Here is a 16,583-nt window from a genome sequence, read left to right on the forward strand (position 1 = left end):
CACAAGGACCCAGTGCGTCTCTCTCACAACCGTCCTCAGTGTTGGAGTACCGATCTTCAGTCGGCTCACGGTCCGCATGATCCAGCGTGGTGCATTTCAGATGAGATTCGGTTTCCCCGTGTTATCGCGACGTCAGATCACCGCCACCGCGCGGCATAGGAAAGAACTCAATCCCGCCCATGTTCATAAAATGATCATTTGGCGGTTCTAATTCATCATATTCTCCTCCCAAGATTTCCCCTGCCAGAGCCGTAGATCGTAAATGAAACGGCGCACACTCATTTCCTTGGCCTTGGGGGCGTCGGCTTTGTCGGCGGCGGAGCCTGACGCGGACTTCTTCATCGAAGGGTACGCCGGAAAGCTCAGCGTGGCTCAGGGGGAGGAGGTGCCGTTGCACATCACCACCAGCGAGGCCGCCTGTGAGATCGAGGTGGCCCGGCTCGGGGCCAAGCGTGAGGTGGTCTGGCAGAAGTCCGGCGTTGCTGGCAAGCGGCAGATCGTGCCGGAGGATGCCTCTGCTAAAGGCTGCGGCTGGTCGGAATCGATCCGTGTGCCGGTGGGGGCGGAGTGGAAGTCTGGCTACTATGAGGTCCGCTTGAAGATCGCGGACGCCGGGGGCAAGTGGACCCTGCACAACCGCCGCACCGCGGAGTCGTCTGCCTTCTTCATTGTGCGGCAGGCCCGCCCCGGCAGCACCTCCAAGATCCTGCTGCAACTGGCCACCAATACTTACAACGCCTACAATAACTGGGGCGGCTTCAGCATCTACGCCTACAACAGCCTCTCCAACAATGCAGGTCACCGGGTGAGTTTTCAGCGCCCGGCCGCTTCGCAGTATTCCCGCTGGGAGCTGCCTTTTGTGCAGTGGGCGGAGGCGAATGGTTATGTTCTGGAGTTTGCGGCCAATAGTGATCTGGAGCATCACCCGGAGATGCTCGCCAGCTATCAGCTCGTGCTGAGCGTGGGCCATGACGAGTATTGGTCCACCCCCATGCGGGATCATCTGGAGGCATGGATCGGGAAGGGGGGTAACGTCGCCTTCTTCAGCGGGAACACGTGCTGCTGGCAGGTGCGCAATGAGGATGGCGGCGATGCCTTCACCTGTTGGAAGCAGAATTATCACCTCGATCCCGTCTTCGCCTCGCGGGAGTTCAAGACCCTCAGCACGCTGTGGAGCCACCATCTGGTGCAGCGCCCGGAGAATCAACTCACCGGTGTGGGCTTCCTGTGGGGCGGATACCGGCGCAGCCACGGCCAGTTCATGGAGGAGCCTGCGGCCTACAAGGTGCATCGCCCGGACCACTGGATCTTTGCCGGCACCGGCCTGCGTCGCGATGATGATCTGGGCGGCAAGGACACCATCGTGGGTTATGAGTGCGATGGCTGCGAGCTGGAGTGGAAAGACGGTCTGCCGTTTGCCACCAGTCGCGATGGCACACCCAAGGACTTCGAGGTGCTGGCCACCTGCCCGGTGCGCTGGCATCCGGATGATGCAGAGTGGTATGAACGTTGGGAGAAGGGGCGCATCGGTGCGGCCTGCATGGGGCTCTACACCCGCGGTGGCACCGTCTTCACTGCGGGCACCACGGACTGGGCTCATGGCCTGCAGGGTGGGGATGTGGCGGTGCAGCGCATCACTCGAAACCTCCTGGATCGCCTTTCGCAGACAGCTGGCTAAACCTCTCGCGGGCCGTGAAACACTACATTGCACTCTTCATCACCGGACTGGGTTTCGCCATGTCTGTGGCCGCGCTCACTCCTGAGCAGGCATCAAAGATCGCCCCGCTGCCTGAGTCGGCTAAACAGGGCGGCCTGCTCTTTGCCGATCTCAATGACGATGGTCATGAGGATCTCATCGTCTCCAATCCCCGGCGGTATGGTGTTTACCTCTATAACCCGGTGGAGAAGAAGAATGTGCAGTGGAGCCGGGGCTGGACGGAAGTGCTGCGCGAAGGCGCGGCGGGGGATCCCCTCAGCCTGCCGCTGCTGGTGGATGGCGAGGGCAAGGCCACCGGCGTGGTGCTCGACACGGGCGGTCTGAAAAATGCCCAGGGCAAGGTGCTCCTGACCCGCCAGGAACTGCTGCGCGTGCCGGGTCCGTCGCCCCTGTCTGCGGAAGAATCGCTCAAGAAGCTCCTGCTCCGCGCCGGCTACACGGTGGCTCTGGCGGCGAAGGAGCCTCTCGTGCAGGACCCGGTCTTTGTGGACTGGGATGAGAAAGGTCGCATGTGGGTGGTGGAGATGGGCGACTATCCCTTTGCCCCCGGGGAAAAGACCACCGATGGGCGGGGGGATGGGGGCACGGTGTCGCCCATGCAATCTGGCCGCATCAAGATCCTGGAGGATACGGACGGGGATCATGTGTACGATCAGGCCACGCTCTTCCTGGACGGATTGCGTCACCCCACGGGGCTGGCCTTCTGGAAAGGCGGCGTCTTCATCTCCGCCATCCCCGATATCGTCTATGCGCGGGACACGGATGGGGATGGCAGGTGCGACCAGCGCGAGTCGTGGTTCAAGGGTTTTACAGCAGGCAATCCCCAGCATCTGGTCAACGGCTTTGCCTGGGGGCTGGACGGCTGGCTCTATGGAGCCAATGGTGACAGCGGGGGTGAGGTCACCAGTGTGAAGTCCGGCCGTAAGGTCAACCTGGGCACCTATGATTTTCGCTTTCATCCGGACACAGGCGAGTTCCGGCTGGAAACGGGCCGGTCCCAATATGGCAAGTGGCGGGACGACTACGGCAACTGGTACGGCAACAACAACAGCACCTTGGGCTGGCACTATCACATTCCCATGAGCTACATGGAGGCGCATCCGGAAAAGGTGCCCGCTTCCATCCGTACCACGCTCAATCCGGATGTGAAGGTCTTCACCATCAGCCCGCCGGTGAAGCGCTTCAACCATGCAGGCGCCACCCATGTGCTCACTGCTGCGTGCTCGCCCATGCCGTGGCATGATGGCGCATATGACGCCCTGCTCATCTGTGAGCCGGCCAACAATCTCATCCGGCGGGACGTGTTGGACTACGAGGCGTTTCCGCTCACCAGCCGCCGCCACCCGGATGATGCGGAGTCAGAGTTTCTCGCCAGCAGGGACAACTGGTTTCGCCCCACGCAGGTGCGGGAAGGGCCGGATGGCGCGCTCTATGTGGTGGACATGTATCGCATGGTCCTGGAACATCCGGAGTGGATCCCGGCTGGTATCACGCGGGGCATCGATCTGCGGGCGGGCGAGGAACTCGGGCGCATCTATCGCATCAGCGGTCCCGCCGTGAAGCCGGGCGCGCCTGCACGCGCTCTGGAACCCCAGGCCGCCATGCGCTCCAGCATCCGCTGGCAGCGGGACACGGCGCAGCGGCTGCTGCTGGAGAAGCGGGATCTTGCCGCCTTGCCCTGGTTAGAGGAAATGGCTGACGATCAGGCGCTGACTCTGCCGTGCCGCTTGCAGGCGGCCTGGACTGCCGCCTTGCTGGATGAATCGCAGCGGCCCGCGTTGATCCGTCTGCTGGAGTCCGCTCATCCCAAGGTGCGCGGAGCAGCCCGGCTGGCCGCGGGCAGCCAGAATGTTCATCCTGATGAACTCGCGGCCTGGTTCCCGGCCCGGCGGGTGCATGATGCGGCTTCCTCGAACCTGCCCGTCCTCACTCGCAGCAATCCTGATCGTGCCAGGGTGGTGAAGGAGTATCTGGCAAAGGTTGCCGGGCTGGAGGGCAATGCCGACCGCGGAGAAAAGGTCTATCAGAAAGCCTGCATCGCCTGTCACCAGCTCGGCCTTGCCGGTGTGGAAGTGGGCCCGAATCTCGCCACGGTGGCGGCCAAGCCTGTGGAGCAGCTCATGGAGGCCATCCTGGATCCCAACCGGGCGGTGGAACAGCGCAATGCGACCACCCAGGTCACCAAGAAGGACGGCAGCATCCTGGCCGGGCTGATCGCCGCCGAGACACCAGGAGCCATCAGCCTCCGCCTCCCCGGCGGCGTGGATCTGCCCGTGCCAAGGAGTGAGATCGGTTCGATAAAAACCCTGCCAGTCTCATTGATGCCCGATGGCCTGGAGAGCATCGTGTCGCCCCAGGACATGGCGGATTTGCTGGCGCGGTTGAGGAAGTTGTGAGTGAGCCGCCGGGAACTCTGCATCGGAGCGAAGGTGTGTGCATTCTCCTGAACTTAAGCTTCGGGCGAGCCGCCCTCGCAGCAGGCGAGCCGCCTGCGCTCCCCAAGCTTCCCATCGCGTCCACCCAGCCACCAACTCCCGCCGCAGGAAAGGTAGAAGAGCCGTCCCGGATCTTGGACTCCATATGCAAATGGCCGATTGCATGTTGCGGTCCGGTTGACGTGCCTGCCGACCACATTGCTTCCTCGGTCCCAAGACCGGCTGCTCCAGCCGCAACCAAGAGCCGAGACGGCTCTTCTACCTTCCCCCAAGCGTGCGCTCCCCACTGAAAAATCCCAAGACACATCCAACGAATGCGCGAACATTCGCCCGAATAACGCCCACTCACGCTCCCCATTCCTAATTCAACATTCCCAATTCCTAATTCCTAAGTCCTAAGTCCCCGTGCACTGGTCCGACTCCCTCAGCGCCTCACCTCCCTATCGCTGGACACTGCTGGCAGCGTTGGCGCTGAGTGCGACGTACTGGTGGATCCGCTCCCGGAAAAACCCTGCCATGTTGCCGGTGTATATCGGTGCCCTGGGGGGCGCGTTTTTGGGGGCGAAGGTGCTCTACCTCCTGGCGGAGGGCTGGCGGGACTGGGACATGGCCGACCGGTGGTTCCGTCTGGCAACAGGCAAGACGGTGGTGGGCGGCCTGCTGGGTGGGTACGCCGGGGTGGAGTTCATGAAGTGGGCCATCGGCTACCGAAAGTCCACGGGGGATGCCTTTGCGCTGATCGCCCCGTTGGGGATCGCGCTGGGGCGGGTGGGGTGTGTGCTCCAGGGCTGTTGCCTGGGGCAGCCCACCACGAACCGCCTGCTGGCCATGCGCGATCCCGAGGGCGTGCCCCGCTGGCCCTCCGCTCCGGTGGAGTTGGTGTTTCAGCTGGTGATGTTTGGCCTGCTCTTCGTGCTGCGGAAGCGGCCGGAGTGGCAGGGGCGGCTCTTTTTTCTGTATCTGCTGTGCTACGGCGTGTTCCGGTTCCTGCATGAGTGGATGCGGGTCACCCCCAAGTTGGCAGGGGTGATCAGTGTCTATCAAATCGCCGCGCTCGTGATGGCCGGGCTGGGAGCTTTAATGTTAGTGCGTCGGAGGAACGCTGAAGGCATGGCACCAGCGGAGAGCCGGTGAGTCCTGGAGCCGCGTGAACGGCCGTCTATTGCCAGACCGCTCGGCACTATCGGGCTGGAAGGGGGCTTGGGTGGATGTGCGGGCGAGGTCTGCATTGTGACGAAATCGGCACTTGAGCTAACGGGTGGGCCAGTTCATATCGTCATAGCCCGATATGACGATGCAAACACTCTTGATTCTCGGAAAAGCTTTTTCAGAACCCGTGCGCGTGCGGATCATCAACTTGCTGAAGCATGGGGAGCTGTGTGTCTGTGAACTTTGCGATGTCCTGGACCTGAGGCAATCCACGCTGTCCACGCATCTGCAGTTCCTTCGGCAGTCGGGATTGGTAAACACGCGACAGGAGGGCAAGTGGGTTTACTACACCCTGGCGAAGCCCATGATGGCGGCCACGCGGGCGATGTTCCGCCTTCAGGAGCGGGAACTCTCTGAGGATGCCGTGCTCAAGGCGGATGCCAGGCAGCTGAAGCTCCGTCTGGCCAAACGCGGCAATGACGGGAGCTGCTGCGTGGGCTTTGTGAAACCTGCTGTAGCGGGCGGCAAGCGCCCGGTAAAGCGCCGCACCTGCTGCGCCTCCTGAAAAGACATCACGGAAGCCCGCGAACCCTTTCATTTTCAACCACACCACCATGGCAATTAGAATCGGCATCAACGGATTTGGCAGAATGGGCAGGCTGGCCTTTCGCGCGGCTTGGGGCTGCGACGAACTCGAGTTTGTGCACATCAATGAAACCGGGGGCGATGCAGCGGTCTCCGCCCATCTGCTGTATTTTGACAGTGTGCACGGCCGGTGGAACCGGGAGACCAGCGGCAGTGGCACCACCCTGACGGTGGACGGCCAAACGCTCTCTCACTCCAGCAACAAGGAGCTGGGTGCGACCCCGTGGGGTGACATGGGGGTGGACATCGTGTTGGAGGCCAGCGGCAAGTTTCGCACCCCCGAGCAGCTTGATGCTTACTTCAGAGCAGGGGTGAAAAAGGTCATCGTGGCTGCACCGGTGAAAACCGGGGCGCTCAATGTGGTCATGGGGGTCAATGACCATCTGTATGATCCTGAGACGCATCACTTGCTCACTGCTGCCTCCTGCACCACCAACTGCCTCGCTCCCGTGGTCAAGGTGATTCACGAGGGGCTGGGCATCAAGCATGGCATGATCACCACGATTCATGACATGACCAATACTCAGTCCATCCTGGACACTCCGCACAAGGATCTCCGTAGGGCCCGGGCTTCCAGCCTCTCCCTGATCCCCACCAGCACGGGCTCGGCGACGGCCATCGGCCTCATCTTCCCTGAGCTGCAAGGCCGGCTCGACGGTGTGGCGGTGCGGGTGCCGCTGCTCAATGCCTCTCTGACGGATGCGGTGTTTGAGGTCAACCGTCCCACGACGGTGGAGGAGGTGAATTCGCTTTTGCAAACTTCAGCACACGGCCCGCTGGCCGGGATCCTGGGCTTTGAGACCCGGCCCCTTGTATCCGTGGACTACAAGGATGATCCCCGGTCATCCATTGTGGACGCCCTTTCCACCATGGTGACGAATGGCACGCAGGTGAAGATCCTGGCGTGGTATGACAACGAATGGGGCTATGCCAACCGCTACGCAGAGCTGGCGCGGAAGGTGGCTCGCAGCCTGCAACCCTGAGTTCGAGGAGACAGACATGAGCTCAGCCCGCACCAGTCAGTCCTCCGTCCGCAACTACGCGGTGGTCACCCTCGCGTATTGGGCAGACACGCTGGCGGACGGTGCCATCCGCACGCTCGTTCTGTTCTACTTCTACAATCTCGGCTACAGCGCCTGGCAGGTTGCGTCATTGTTTCTTCTTTACGAGTTCTTTGGCATTGTCACGAACCTGCTGGGGGGCTACCTCGGGGCGAGGTTTGGGCTCAAGTCCACGCTTTTTCTGGGATTGGGTACTCAACTGGCTGCCTTGGCCATGCTGGGGGCCATGCCGGCCGCCGGCCTCACCGTCGTGTGGGTCATGGCCTCCCAGGCGCTCTCGGGCATTGCCAAGGACATGACCAAGATGAGCAGCAAAAGTGCTGTGAAACTTGTTGCCGGTGACGGGGAGGGGAGGCTTTACAAATGGGTGGCAGTCCTCACGGGCAGCAAGAACGCGCTCAAAGGTGTGGGGTTCTTTCTCGGAGGATTGCTGTTGTCACTGATTGGGTTCCAAGCCTCGGTCTGGACGCTCTTTGGCGTGGTGGCGGCTGCATTGGTGGCCGCAGCGGTTCTGATGAAGGGAGGTTTGGGCGCGGCCAACAAGAAGGCAAAGTTCTCCCATCTCTTCTCCAACCAGCGTTCCATCAACCTGCTCTCCCTCGCCCGTCTCTTCCTCTTTGGCGCGCGGGATGTCTGGTTCGTGGTCGCGCTGCCAGTCTTCCTGCGCGGCGTGCTCGGGTGGCCGTTCTGGCAGGCGGGTGGTTTCCTCGCCCTCTGGGTCATTGGCTACGGGTTTGTCCAGGCTTCAGCTCCAGCCCTGATGCGTGGGGGGCGGGAGAACTCTTCTGGAAGCGGTCCAGACGGTCGCACTGCCCTGTGGCTGGCGATCGTGCTGGCGGTGGTGCCCGCCACCATTGCCCTGTGTCTGCGGCAGGGCGGCGATGCTTCCCTGGTGATTGTGTCTGGCCTGATCCTCTTTGGGGTGGTTTTTGCATTGAACAGCGCCGTTCATTCCTACTTGATTCTCTCGTACGCGGATCACGACAAGGTTGCCATGAATGTAGGGCTGTACTACATGGCCAATGCTGGAGGCCGTCTCGCTGGCACGGTTCTCTCGGGCTGGCTCTACGAGGTCGGGCTCCGCCAGGGTGAGCGCGGCGGCATGATTTTGTGTCTCCTTGCCTCCAGTGTCCTCGTGGCCGTGACAGTGGGACTCTCTTTGGCGCTTCCGCGTCGCACCCTCTTGCGGGAGGCCGCATCCTAGGTGCGGTCAGCGCACGCCGTCATGCGCTTTCCATGTTCAGTGCCTTCCCGTTGCAGAAGATCAACCCGATAAGTTATACCATGAACCACGCATTCCCACGCAATATTCCTGCCATCGGTGCGCTTGCCGTCCTGGCCATTTTTGCCACGCCATCTTTGGTCACAGCCCAGGTCATGCTCAAAGGAGCCGGTGCCACGTTCCCGTACCCCGTGTATTCTCGATGGTTCAGCGAGTACCAGAAGCACGACGTGAGCGTGAGCTTCGAGTATGGCTACATCGGGTCCGGGGGAGGCCAGAAGGAGATCCTCGCCCGGAATGTTGACTTCGGTGCCTCGGACGCGCCGCTTTCAGATGAGCAGCTGGCCAAAGCTGATGGCAAGATCCTGCACATCCCCACTGTGGCCGGGGCCGTGGTGGTGGCGTGCAATGTGCCCGGTGGGGATGCCATCGTATTGAATGGAGACGCCGTCGCGGCGTTGTTCTTGGGAAACATCACCCGCTGGAATGACCCGCGCATTGCCCAGCTCAATCCCAAACTCAATCTTCCAGACCTGCCGGTGACTGTGGTGCATCGGTCGGATGACAGCGGTACCACCGCCATTTTCACCGAGTACCTCGCCAAAGTGAGCCCTGAGTGGAAGGACAAGCTGGGGCATGGCAAGTCCGTTGCCTGGCCAACCGGACAAAAGGGTAAAGGAAACAAAGGAGTGGCCGAGGTTGTCAAGGCCACACCGGGTGCCGTGGGCTACGTGGAACTGGCCGCCGCCCTGCAGGAGAAGCTGCCCCATGCCGCCTTGATCAACAGCGAGGGCAACCCCGTCAGGGCCAGTGTGGAGACCATCCTGGCGGCCCTGACCACCGCCAGGGTCGCTGAAGATTTCCGCTTCAGTGTGACCAACGCCCCCGGGGAGTCGGCTTACCCGATTGTGGGGGCCACCTGGCTCCTGGTTTACCGTGATGGGAAGGACCTCGCCAGAAACCGCAAGCTGGTCCAGTTCATCCGGTGGGCGCTGACCCGTGGAGATGACCTGGCCATCAACATGCACTACGCGCCCCTGCCGACGCCGCTGGAGCAGCAGGTGTTGACCGCGCTGAAGAAAGTCAAGGTTCCCTGATCCGGAGGCCAATGAGCCGGCAAAATAGAGGTGCCGCAGCAGGGCCGCTGGACAATATGAAAAAAGACGATTGACGTAACGAAAAAACTCGTTACGATTAAAGTCGTCATGAAGGCCCTCGTCGCATTTGCCCATGCGCTGGCGGATGAAACCCGCCTGCGCATTGTTCACCTGATCCTGAATGAGGCCCTTTGCGTATGCGAGATCGCAGACATTCTGGAGATGCCCCAGTCGTCTGTTTCAAGTCACGTACAAGTCATCAGGAAGGCCGGCCTTCTGAACAGCGAAAGGCGGGGGAAATGGGTCTATTACAGGATGGAGTCCCGCCATCGCAAGCTGGTGCAATCCCTGGACACGTTTTTTTCAGTCTCAAACACCCTGGATTCCGTGCTTCGGGCGGACGCAGCCAGTGCCGTTGCCCGTCTTGCTCTTCGTGAGCAGGATTGCTGCCCTGCTCCCCTTGAACTCGCCACGCGAAAACCGGCGGGCGCTCTGAGCAAATGTTAACCCCACTGAATGTCATGAACCTGCTCGAACTTAAAACCCTGCTGAAGAGCCACTCCGACAAGCTCTTTCAAATCCAGCTCCCCAACGGTACCGCCGTGCCAGTCTCCTTCCATGTCACGGAGGTGGGGCGCGTGCAAAAGACCTTCCTCGACTGCGGTGGCACGCTCCGGGAAACCCTGGCCTGCCAGCTCCAGGTGTGGGTGGGTGAGGATTACCATCACCGCATTGAGACGGGGAAGATGGCCGCCATTCTGGAGAAAGCCCGCCCTTATCTGCCAGATGAGAGCATCCCGGTGGAGGTGGAGTATGAAGATGAAGTTATTTCCCAGTACGTCATCGAAGACCACGACGTGCGGGCCGATGCGGTGGTGCTGATCCTGGATCACAAACACACTGCCTGCCTGGCCATGGAGCTCTGCGGATTGCCGGCCGCGGGAAGCGGGGACAAAGAGGCCTGCTGCGCGGGCACTGGGTGCTGCTAAGTTCGTTCTGCCGGTGGGGGCAGATGCAGAGGATGGTGCATTGGACGTCAATTCAGTCTTGGAGCCATGGAAAGTGTTGCTAAAAAAATGTCCTTCCTGGACAGGTACCTCACGGTCTGGATCTTCGCCGCCATGGGGGCGGGGATCTTGATCGGGAGCTTCGGAATCCGTGATGCAAAAACCTTTTTCGAACCCCTGACGGTGGGAACCACCAATCTGCCGCTGGCGGTCGGTTTGATTCTCATGATGTACCCTCCCCTGGCGAAGGTGCGGTACCATGAACTAGGGAAGGTTTTTGCCAACACCCGGATCCTGATCCTGTCTCTGGTGCAAAACTGGGTGATTGGTCCGGTGTTAATGTGGGGGCTGGCGGTGCTGTTGCTGCGTGACCACCCGGACTACATGGTCGGCTTGATCCTCGTCGGCCTCGCACGTTGTATCGCCATGGTTCTGGTGTGGAACGATCTGGCCAAAGGAAGTGCCGAGTACGCCGCAGGGCTGGTAGCGCTCAACAGCATTGCGCAGATCTTTTTCTACAGCGGGTACGCCTGGCTGTTCATCACCGTCTTGCCAGAGTGGGTGGGCATCAAGGGGGTCGCCGTGAATGTGGCGATGTCGGACATCTTCTGGAGCGTGATGGTCTATCTGGGCATTCCTTTCGCGGCCGGCTTGTTGAGCCGGATCTTTCTGGTGCGCTGGAAGGGGGCGGCATGGTATGAGGGAACATTCCTGCCTAAAATCTCGCCGCTGACGTTGGCTGCGCTGCTGTTCACCATTGTGGTGATGTTCACCTACAAAGGTGACACCATCGTACGGCTGCCCTTCGACGTGGTCAGGATCGCCATCCCACTCGTGATCTATTTCGCAGTGATGTTTCTGGTGAGTTTTGTCATGGCGTCTCGTCTGGGGGCGGATTATCCGCGCACCGCCAGCATCGCATTCACTTCATCCGGCAACAATTTTGAGCTCGCCATTGCGGTGGCCATTGCCGTGTTTGGAGTGGAGTCTGGCGTGGCCTTTGCCGCCGTGGTTGGCCCTTTGATCGAGGTCCCCGCATTAATTGGCCTTGTGCACGTGGCGTTCTGGTTGCGAAAAAGGGTGTTTGGCCTCAATTGAACCTCCGCGCCATGGGCCCCATCATGTCTGAACCCCTCATTCTCGTCCTCTGCACCGGCAACAGCTGCCGCTCCCACCTTGCCGAGGGCATACTGCGCCAGGCGCTCGGTGAAGGCTATCAAGTGGCCAGCGCCGGCTCCAAGCCCGCCGGCTATGTGCATCCTCTCGCCATCAAGGCCATGGCCGAGATCGGGCTCGACATCTCCGCACACGAGTCCAAACACCTGGATGGTTTCCTGAACCAGCCGGTGGAGACCGTCATCACCGTCTGCGGCGGGGCCGACCAGGTCTGCCCCATGTTTCCCGGCAGGGTGAACCGGCACCATTTCCCCTTTGATGACCCTGCCCATGCCACCGGCACCGAGGAGGAGCAACTGGCCGTGTTCCGTCGCGTGCGGGATGAGATTCGCGCCGTGTTTGAGGCGTATGCTGCGGGGCGCAAAGATGAAATGCGCCGATCAGCTTGATCATCCACCACCAGAAGCTCACTCCCTATGAATTCCAGAAAGCTGAAAGTTCTCTTTGTTTGTGTGCACAACAGCGCTCGCAGCCAGTTAGTGCCTGCCAAGGAACCTGCGAGACCGACGTGGGGGTGTTGATGGCGGTGGGGAGAAAGCAGATGCAGTCGGCCTTCCCACCTGATCGTCCTCCGCGGAGGTACCCAGGGTTGACTCGCTTGAGGCTCGTCCAACCCTGGGCTGTGTTAGAAATCCCCTTCGGGGATTGGCTCTGCGGACTGAGCCGGGATCGGTTCCTTGGCGGCCACCCCAAAAACGCGCGCGATTGGTTCGTTCTCCTTACGTCGACAACTACGGCCGGTATTGTTGATCAGTCGACAGAAGGCAGGATGAAACACCCTCTGTATCCGCACATACGCTGATGGCTCACGCCCAAAACACCCACCCACGGGTGTTTGACCACCATCCGCCCAGCGCCAGTGTAGTTGTCGACGTAAGGAGGCACTAACTGAAGCGTCTTCCAGCCCACCTTCGCCCCTCATCTCCAAGTCCCAACAGACCTTTGTGCCTTCGTGTGAGCAATCCTTCATCTCACCCCGCCCTTGCATTGTCTCCACCGTCCCCTTAGAATAGCTGTACATGGCGCGCCGCGTTCGAGCACTGATCTTGCTGCTGCTCTCCACCATGCTCTTTGCATTGCAGGGGCAGACGGTGGTGCAGTGCCTGTGCTCTGGAGCCATTGCCTTGGGCCAGGCCCCGGAGGCCTGCTGCGGCGAATGCCCGGATGAGTCTGCCGGGGCGCAGATGACTGCAACCTCTCCAGAATCGCCTCAACAAGCTGTCTCCGCCATCCTGTTCACCACGGAGGATTGTTGGCGCATGGCCTCCACCGAAAGCGATCAGGCCTTCCCAGCCACGCCTCATGTGGATGCTCCGCTGCCGACCGTGGCGTTGCTCGCGGAAGACCCCTTTATCATTGATCGCGCAGCTTTAGGCGATGCGCCCACCCCGGCATGGACCCGGGACAGTTCGCATCACCCTGAACCTACAGGGCCGCCCTGCGCCATCCTCTATGGTGCGCTTTTGATTTGAGAAGAGACTGGCCTTCCCTGTGAAGCTGGTGCGCTGCGCTGCGGAGATTGCAGCCGGCACCTGACCGTGGTTGTTCGCGTTGCATGCATGCTGCGTGACGCGCCCCATTTCAGATCTCTCATCCCGTGTCTTTATCCGAACTTTATCAATCGTCAGGCCCCGCTGCCTCTGTCGATCTCTCCGCCGCTGCCCCCGTCGCGTCTTCATCACCAGAATCGCGAAGCCTCTGGCGACGTCTGCTCCGTCTTCCCGCATGGCTCCTGCCATTGAGCCTGATCGCGGCCTTCGGAACGGTTTTCGCCGTGGTCTATCGCGATCAGTTGCTGCCTGCGCCAGTCGTGAAGGTGAGCCGCGCCGTGCTGTTGGCAGATCTGGATGCCGTCCCGCCGACCGCCGCTGGCCATACCTCCGACCATGCTGCGGTGGCTCCGCGCACCTCTTCCGTTCCTTCGCCATCGCTTCCAGTTGCTGGTACTGCCAAGATGCTCTTTCAGGCTGGCGGTTGGGTGGAGCCGGATCCGTTGCCTATTCATGCGGTCGCATTGACAGATGGTGTCATCGAGAAGGTGAACGTCCTGGAAGGGCAGGAGGTGAAAAAAGGCCAGGTCATTGCCGAGCTCATTTCAGAAGACATCCGGCTCACTCTCAAGGCTGCGGAACGCACGCTCGCGGAGACCGAGGCGGCGGTGTCTCTGCAGACCGTGCAAGTGGAGGTGGCGATTGCCGAGGCCCGGGCTCTGCAAGATCAGGTGACCGTGGCAGAGGCCAGGCTGGCAGAGGAGAAGGACAACCTCGCTCGACTGGAGCGCATCCCCACCGGTTCGGTTTCAGAACAAGACAGGGCTCGGGCGCGTTTTGTGGTGCAGGGGCAGGTGGCTGAAGTTGCTGCACGGCAATCCCAGCATTTTGCCGCCGTGGCCAAGGTGCAGGCCGCGCGCGCCCAGACCCAGGTGCTCACTGCCGCGGTGGCCTCCGCCCGCGTCATGGTGGAGAAGCAGCAACTCGCGCTCACCCGCATCCAGATTGTCTCCCCGGTGGACGGGGTCATCCTCGCGCTGAAGGCCGCGCCCGGGCAGAAGAAGGTGATGAACATGGATGAGCATGACTCCTCCGTGGTCGCCACGCTGTTTGAGAAAGGGCACCTGCAGGTGCGGGTGGACGTGCCCCTCTCTGAGGCCCGTGGGCTCACCGTGGGCCAGCCAGCCATCATCACGTCCGACTTCCTGCCGCAGGTGGAATTTAAGGGGGTGGTCACCCGCATCGTTGGTGCCGCGGATCTGCAGCGCAACACCCTCCAGGCCAAGGTGCAGGTGCAGAGCCCTGACGCACGCCTCCGACCGGAGATGCTGTGCCGTGTGAAGTTCCTCGAACCCGCTTCCGGTGCTGCCATCAGCGCTGAGGCTTCTTCCAAATCCGGCAGCGTGCCTGCCCAGGCGGCACCTGAAGCCGACCGGGGAGACCGGGTGGTCATGGTGCCGGAGTCGGCGGTGATTGCCGCCTCTGATCTAGATGGTGAAGTCTCCCTCTGGCTGGTGGCTCCGGATGGCCACACCGCCATCCACCGGACGGTGCAACTGGGCAGACATCGCATCCAGGACCATGTCGCGATCGCCTCTGGGGTGTTGGCAGGGGACCTGGTCATTCTGCCGCCGCATGGCGGCCTCGTCGATGGACGGCGCGTGCGTCCTGAAAAAGTAACTCCGTGAACCCCAAGCCCTCTTTCCCAATGACCTCACCCGAATCCTTCATCCGCTGCCGTGGCGTCACCAAGACCTACCACAAGGGCAACACCCCGGTCACTCCGCTGAGCGCGCTGGATCTGGATGTGCCCCGCGGCACCTTCCTGGCCCTGATGGGCCCTTCAGGCAGTGGCAAGACCACGCTGCTCAATCTCATCGCTGGCATCGACAGCCCCACCTCCGGATCGCTGCATGTGGGCGGGGTGGATATCGCGAAGTTGAAGCGCGGCCAGCTTACGAAATGGCGTGCCTCCCACGTGGGCTACATCTTCCAGCTTTATCATCTGGTGCCTATTCTCTCGGCGTTTGAGAATGTGGAGCTGCCACTGCTCCTTGCGCCGCTATCGAGGAAAGAACGCCACCGCCAGGTGCAGGTGGCGCTGGAGCTCGTGGGCCTGGGGGATCGGTCAGACCACCGGCCCTCTGAGTTGTCCGGTGGCCAGGAACAGCGCGTCGCCATTGCCCGCGCCATCGTGGCCAATCCCGCACTGCTGGTCGCGGATGAACCCACAGGGGACCTGGATCGCGAGTCTGCCACCCAGATCCTCAACCTGCTGCGGGAATTGGTGAGGGAACACGGCAAGACCATTGTCATGGTCACGCATGACCCTCGTGCCGCCGCTGCTGCGGACACCGTGCTGCATCTGGAGAAAGGGAGGCTGGTGGATGCCTCTGAACTTCAAGCCGCCTGAACCCCGCACTCCTCATGATCGCAAACACCTTCAATCTGGTGCTCCTGGCGCTCAAGCAACTGACGCGCCATCGCATTCGCTCCCTGCTCACCATCCTGGGCGTGGCCGCGGGCATGTTCTTGTTTGCTACAGTGGAGACCATGCAGGGCAGCTTGCGGCGGGCCACCCAGACCACGGCGGATGACACCACGTTGGTGGTGTATCGGGATAACCGCTTCTGCCCCGCCACCAGCCGTCTGCCGGAGCACTATGAAGCGACCATCCGCAAGATCGAAGGCGTGCGGGAGGTCATCCCCATCCAGATCGTGGTGAACAACTGCGGTGCGAGCCTGGACATCATTGCCTTCCGCGGAGTGCCTCCCGACGGCCTGACGAAGTACGCGCCGCAGATCCAGGTATTGGACGGCTCGGTGGAGTCGTGGAAACAACGCAGCGATGCTGCCCTGCTGGGCCGGCACTTCGCCGCCCGGCGTGGCTTGAAGGTGGGGGATCGCTTTGATGCCGCCGGCGTCGTGGTGCACGTGGCGGGCATCATTGACAGTCCGGAGCCGCAAGACAACAACGTGGCCTACGTCCATCTGCCCTTCCTCCAGCAGGCCTCCCGAGCAGGGCTGGGCGTGGTCACGCAGTTCAATGTGCGAGTGACTTCTGCGGAGCGGTTAGATCCAGTGGCCAAGGAGATCGACGAATACTTCCGCAGTGAGCAGGCTCCCACCCGCACCCGGCCGGAGAAGGCCTTCTTTGCCGATACCGCCCAGGAGCTGGTGGAGCTGGTGGGCTTTACCCGTTGGCTGGGCCTCGGGGCCGTGGCGGCCGTACTGGGCCTGGTGGCCAATGCCGTGCTCCTTGTGGTGCGGGCCCGGGTGAAGGAGAATGCCGTGCTCCAGACCCTCGGCTTCGGCCAGCGGGCCATCGCCCTGCTGGTGGCGGTGGAAGGCGTGCTGCTGGGACTGGCTGGCGGTGTCTTGGGCGTCCTATCAGCCCTGGCCTTCCTGCGCTGGCAGAGCATCACCATTGGCAATGAAGGCGTCACGCTCGCCATCATGCCGGACCTTGAGGTTGTCCTGCGCGGACTCCTTACCGCCCTCGCCCTCGGCCTGCTGGCCAGTCTCTACCCGGCCTGGCAGGCAGCCCGCCGCCCCATTGTTTCCTCACTCCGCTCCGCCTGATC

Annotated in this window: 15 protein-coding genes; all 15 read left to right on the plus strand. The window is 61.7% G+C overall.

The window, feature by feature from the left end; translation table 11 throughout:
• Positions 1–262 precede the first annotated feature (262 nt).
• The 15 genes from VSP_RS07180 to VSP_RS07250 all read left to right on the plus strand — a co-directional run bounded on the left by VSP_RS07180 (position 263) and on the right by VSP_RS07250 (position 16,581).
• Positions 263–1,678 carry a N,N-dimethylformamidase beta subunit family domain-containing protein gene (locus VSP_RS07180; protein ID WP_198141339.1) on the plus strand — a complete coding sequence of 472 codons (1,416 nt, stop codon included), beginning with the start codon at positions 263–265 and terminating at the stop codon, positions 1,676–1,678.
• Positions 1,679–1,692: 14 nt separating this feature from the next.
• The gene (locus tag VSP_RS07185) at positions 1,693–4,113 is read left to right on the plus strand and encodes a PVC-type heme-binding CxxCH protein (protein ID WP_009959696.1); all 2,421 of its coding nucleotides are present in this window, start codon (positions 1,693–1,695) and stop codon (positions 4,111–4,113) included.
• Between the two features lie 444 nt (positions 4,114–4,557).
• A complete protein-coding gene (locus VSP_RS07190; RefSeq protein ID WP_009959697.1) occupies positions 4,558–5,286 on the plus strand; it encodes a prolipoprotein diacylglyceryl transferase in 729 nt (242 codons plus the stop codon).
• Between the two features lie 160 nt (positions 5,287–5,446).
• Positions 5,447–5,866 carry an ArsR/SmtB family transcription factor gene (locus VSP_RS39020; RefSeq protein ID WP_157210775.1) on the plus strand — a complete coding sequence of 140 codons (420 nt, stop codon included), beginning with the start codon at positions 5,447–5,449 and terminating at the stop codon, positions 5,864–5,866.
• A 49-nt stretch (positions 5,867–5,915) separates the two neighbouring features.
• Entirely contained in the window at positions 5,916–6,929 is a 1,014-nt protein-coding gene (locus VSP_RS07200) for an ArsJ-associated glyceraldehyde-3-phosphate dehydrogenase (protein ID WP_009959700.1), read from the plus strand.
• 16 nt (positions 6,930–6,945) lie between these two features.
• Complete coding sequence (gene arsJ, locus VSP_RS07205; RefSeq protein ID WP_009959701.1) at positions 6,946–8,211, plus strand: organoarsenical effux MFS transporter ArsJ; 1,266 nt, start codon at positions 6,946–6,948, stop codon at positions 8,209–8,211.
• An 80-nt stretch (positions 8,212–8,291) separates the two neighbouring features.
• The gene (gene pstS, locus VSP_RS07210; protein ID WP_029190251.1) at positions 8,292–9,326 is read left to right on the plus strand and encodes a phosphate ABC transporter substrate-binding protein PstS; all 1,035 of its coding nucleotides are present in this window, start codon (positions 8,292–8,294) and stop codon (positions 9,324–9,326) included.
• Between the two features lie 108 nt (positions 9,327–9,434).
• Positions 9,435–9,833 (plus strand): ArsR/SmtB family transcription factor, encoded by a 399-nt coding sequence (locus VSP_RS39025; RefSeq protein WP_009959705.1) that lies wholly within the window; start codon positions 9,435–9,437, stop codon positions 9,831–9,833.
• Positions 9,834–9,847: 14 nt separating this feature from the next.
• Positions 9,848–10,315, plus strand: a complete 468-nt coding sequence (locus tag VSP_RS34325; RefSeq protein ID WP_009959706.1) for a DUF6428 family protein — start codon at positions 9,848–9,850, stop codon at positions 10,313–10,315.
• Between the two features lie 87 nt (positions 10,316–10,402).
• A complete protein-coding gene (arsB, locus tag VSP_RS07225) occupies positions 10,403–11,431 on the plus strand; it encodes an ACR3 family arsenite efflux transporter (protein WP_269724126.1) in 1,029 nt (342 codons plus the stop codon).
• A gap of 23 nt (positions 11,432–11,454) precedes the next feature.
• Positions 11,455–11,898, plus strand: a complete 444-nt coding sequence (locus tag VSP_RS07230; protein ID WP_029190252.1) for an arsenate reductase ArsC — start codon at positions 11,455–11,457, stop codon at positions 11,896–11,898.
• Positions 11,899–12,528: 630 nt separating this feature from the next.
• On the plus strand, positions 12,529–12,981 hold the full coding sequence (locus VSP_RS07235; RefSeq protein WP_009959709.1) for a hypothetical protein: 453 nt from the start codon (positions 12,529–12,531) through the stop codon (positions 12,979–12,981).
• 125 nt (positions 12,982–13,106) lie between these two features.
• Complete coding sequence (locus tag VSP_RS07240) at positions 13,107–14,687, plus strand: efflux RND transporter periplasmic adaptor subunit (protein WP_157210776.1); 1,581 nt, start codon at positions 13,107–13,109, stop codon at positions 14,685–14,687.
• A gap of 20 nt (positions 14,688–14,707) precedes the next feature.
• Positions 14,708–15,412: an ABC transporter ATP-binding protein gene (locus VSP_RS07245; protein ID WP_009959712.1), complete on the plus strand. Its 705-nt coding sequence runs from the start codon at positions 14,708–14,710 to the stop codon at positions 15,410–15,412.
• A gap of 14 nt (positions 15,413–15,426) precedes the next feature.
• Positions 15,427–16,581, plus strand: a complete 1,155-nt coding sequence (locus tag VSP_RS07250) for an ABC transporter permease (RefSeq protein WP_009959713.1) — start codon at positions 15,427–15,429, stop codon at positions 16,579–16,581.
• Positions 16,582–16,583 lie beyond the last annotated feature (2 nt).

Source organism: Verrucomicrobium spinosum DSM 4136 = JCM 18804 (assembly GCF_000172155.1).
GTDB classification, from domain to species: Bacteria; Verrucomicrobiota; Verrucomicrobiia; order Verrucomicrobiales; family Verrucomicrobiaceae; genus Verrucomicrobium; species Verrucomicrobium spinosum.

What these genes read in the sequence shown, in the direction of transcription:
- VSP_RS07180 (WP_198141339.1), top strand. Translation starts at nt 263, where the DNA reads ATGAAACGGCGCACACTCATTTCCTTGGCCTTGGGGGCGTCGGCTTTG.
- VSP_RS39020 (WP_157210775.1), top strand. Translation starts at nt 5,447, where the DNA reads ATGCAAACACTCTTGATTCTCGGAAAAGCTTTTTCAGAACCCGTGCGC.
- VSP_RS07200 (WP_009959700.1), top strand. Translation starts at nt 5,916, where the DNA reads ATGGCAATTAGAATCGGCATCAACGGATTTGGCAGAATGGGCAGGCTG.
- arsJ (WP_009959701.1), top strand. Translation starts at nt 6,946, where the DNA reads ATGAGCTCAGCCCGCACCAGTCAGTCCTCCGTCCGCAACTACGCGGTG.
- pstS (WP_029190251.1), top strand. Translation starts at nt 8,292, where the DNA reads ATGAACCACGCATTCCCACGCAATATTCCTGCCATCGGTGCGCTTGCC.
- VSP_RS39025 (WP_009959705.1), top strand. Translation starts at nt 9,435, where the DNA reads ATGAAGGCCCTCGTCGCATTTGCCCATGCGCTGGCGGATGAAACCCGC.
- VSP_RS34325 (WP_009959706.1), top strand. Translation starts at nt 9,848, where the DNA reads ATGAACCTGCTCGAACTTAAAACCCTGCTGAAGAGCCACTCCGACAAG.
- arsB (WP_269724126.1), top strand. Translation starts at nt 10,403, where the DNA reads ATGTCCTTCCTGGACAGGTACCTCACGGTCTGGATCTTCGCCGCCATG.
- VSP_RS07230 (WP_029190252.1), top strand. Translation starts at nt 11,455, where the DNA reads ATGTCTGAACCCCTCATTCTCGTCCTCTGCACCGGCAACAGCTGCCGC.
- VSP_RS07235 (WP_009959709.1), top strand. Translation starts at nt 12,529, where the DNA reads ATGGCGCGCCGCGTTCGAGCACTGATCTTGCTGCTGCTCTCCACCATG.
- VSP_RS07245 (WP_009959712.1), top strand. Translation starts at nt 14,708, where the DNA reads ATGACCTCACCCGAATCCTTCATCCGCTGCCGTGGCGTCACCAAGACC.
- VSP_RS07250 (WP_009959713.1), top strand. Translation starts at nt 15,427, where the DNA reads ATGATCGCAAACACCTTCAATCTGGTGCTCCTGGCGCTCAAGCAACTG.